This is a genomic window from Sandarakinorhabdus sp., from assembly GCF_031422795.1.
In the GTDB taxonomy this organism is placed as follows: Bacteria; Pseudomonadota; Alphaproteobacteria; order Sphingomonadales; family Sphingomonadaceae; genus Sandarakinorhabdus.
Map to the genome: position 1 here is coordinate 1 of NZ_JANPML010000374.1, position 2438 is coordinate 2438.

A 2438-nucleotide genomic window follows, 5' to 3' on the forward strand; every position below is an offset into this window, starting at 1 on the left:
TGGGCCGGCTGGCCCGCGTGCGCCGGTGAGCGTGATGCGACCCCGCGCCATCATCACCAATATCGCCGATGGCGCCAAGCTGCCGCCGCGCAGCTTCACACCGGTGCAAGGCGTCGCGCTGGGCGGCGACCAAGGCGTCAACACCGTGGAGCTTTCCGCCGACGGTGGCCGCAACTGGGTGCCGGCACAGCTGGGGCCGGATCATGGGCGCTACAGTTTCCGGAGGTTCCGTGGCGGGCTGGCGCTGGGGCCGGGCAAGCATGTCATCATGGCCCGGGCCACCAATGTCTCCGGAGTGTCGCAGCCACTCACCCAGAACTGGAACCCGTCCGGCTACAACCGTGCCGGTGTCGATCCAGTCCGCGTGGAGATCGCCTGATGCGCCTGGTTCTCGCTCTTGCCGCCTTGGCCCTCATCGCTGCCGCCCCTCCGACAAAACGCCTGTCTGTAGAACTGCCCGATGCCGAAGGCCTGCTGCCCGAACGCTATGGCGTGTCGGCCGATGCCGCCAACGGCAATTGCCTCGCCTGCCATTCGGCGGCCATGATCACCGCGCAGCCGCGCCTGAGCCGGGTGCAATGGGGCGAAACCATCACCAAGATGCGGGTGGTTTATGGCGCGCCGATCGACCCGGCGGATGACAAGGCGATCCTTGATTGGCTCGTCGCTGATTGACCTCGTCAGCCCGCGCCCGCTAAGGGCCACAGTGTGAGCAAGCCCCTTTCTTTCCAGTCGATGATCCTTGCGCTCCAGCAATATTGGGGCGCCAAGGGCTGCGTGATCCTGCAACCCCATGATCTGGAGGTGGGGGCCGGCACGTTCCACCCGGCCACCACGCTGCGCAGCATGGGGCCCGATCATTGGAACGCCTGTTATGTGCAGCCCAGCCGGCGGCCGTCGGATGGCCGCTATGGCGAAAACCCCAACCGGCTGCAGCATTATTACCAGTTCCAGGTGATCATGAAGCCCAGCCCGGATGATCTGATCGGGCTGTATCTCGGCAGCCTTGATGCCATCGGCATTGATCGCGCCCGGCACGATATCCGCTTTGTTGAAGATGATTGGGAAAGCCCGACGCTGGGCGCTTGGGGCCTGGGCTGGGAAGTCTGGTGCGACGGCATGGAGGTGAGCCAGTTCACCTATTTCCAGCAGGTGGCCGGCCATGATTGCGCGCCGGTGGCGGGTGAGTTGACCTATGGGCTGGAACGGCTCGCCATGTATATCCAGGGCGTCGAGAGCATTTACGATCTGGCCTATAATGATAGCGGCGTCAGCTATGGCGACGTGTTCCTGAAGAACGAACAGCAGTTCAGCGCCTATAATTTCGAGGCTGCCAACACCGAGAAACTGTTCCAGCATTTCAAGGACGTGTCTGACGAATGCCGGGCGTTGGTGGCCCGAAATTTGCCGCTGCCGGCCTATGATCAGGCGATCAAGGCCAGCCATTTGTTCAACCTGTTGAACGCGCGCGGCGTGATTTCGGTGGCGGAACGCCAAGCCTATATCGGCCGCGTGCGCGATCTGGTGAAGGCGGTGGCGGATTGCTGGGTGGAGCAAGGCAAATGAAGTTCCTGCTTGAGCTCCAGTCCGAAGAAATCCCGGCGCGGATGCAGGCGGCGGCGGCTGACCAGCTGCGCACGCGTTTTGTGGATGCGCTGAAATCTGCCGGCCTCGCCCATGGTGCGGTGACGGCAGACGCCACCCCGCGCCGGCTGTGGCTGATTGCCGAGGATGTCGCCCCAGCCAGCGAAGGCAGCGCCGAGGAAGTGAAGGGCCCGGCGGCCAGCGCGCCGCCACAGGCCATCGAAGGCTTCCTGAAAAAGACCGGCCTGACCCGTGACCAGCTGGAAGAGCGCGACACTGGCAAGGGCATCGTGCTGTTCGCCGTGCTGCGCCGCGAAGGCCGCACCGCGTCGGCCATCATTGCCGACGTGATCCCGCAGATCGTGCGCGATTTCGCCTGGCCCAAATCGATGCGGTGGGGCGCCGCCAGCCAATCGACCGCCGCGCCGCGCTGGGTGCGGCCGCTCACCGGCATCGTGGCGCTGCTCGATGGCGACGTGGTGGCCTGTGAAGCGCATGGCATCACGTCGGGCCGCGACACGCGAGGCCACCGCGTCCATGCACCCGGCGTGCTGACCATCACCAGCGCCGCCAACTACCTCGATCAGTTGCGCGCCGCCCGCGTGCTGGCCTCAGCCGCCGAGCGCCGCCAGATCATTGCGACGCGCGCGGCCGAACTGGCCGCCGAAGCTGGCCTTTTGCTGATCCCGGATGACGGCCTGGTCGCCGAAAACGCCGGCCTCACCGAATGGCCGGTGCCGTTGCTCGGCCGCTTCGATCCCGATTTCCTGTCGGTGCCGCGTGAAGTGATCGTGCTCACCATGCGCACCAACCAAAAATATTTCGCGCTTCCAGGGGCGGACAACGCACTCGCC

General features: G+C 65.2%; 3 protein-coding genes and 1 pseudogene. All 4 read left to right on the forward strand.

What is annotated here, in order from left to right; all coding sequences use genetic code 11:
• Nucleotides 1–379 (forward strand): annotated as a pseudogene (locus RMO81_RS13085) (oxidase); the annotation flags it as partial.
• A complete protein-coding gene (locus RMO81_RS13090) occupies nucleotides 379–675 on the forward strand; it encodes a cytochrome c (RefSeq protein ID WP_310476335.1) in 297 nt (98 codons plus the stop codon). The pseudogene RMO81_RS13085 and the gene RMO81_RS13090, both read left to right, overlap by 1 nt.
• A 33-nt stretch (nucleotides 676–708) precedes the next feature.
• Nucleotides 709–1566: a glycine--tRNA ligase subunit alpha gene (locus RMO81_RS13095; protein ID WP_310476336.1), complete on the forward strand. Its 858-nt coding sequence runs from the start codon at nucleotides 709–711 to the stop codon at nucleotides 1564–1566.
• Nucleotides 1563–2438: glycine--tRNA ligase subunit beta (locus RMO81_RS13100; RefSeq protein ID WP_310476337.1), on the forward strand; the 876-nt coding region annotated here is incomplete at its 3' end. The genes RMO81_RS13095 and RMO81_RS13100, both read left to right, overlap by 4 nt.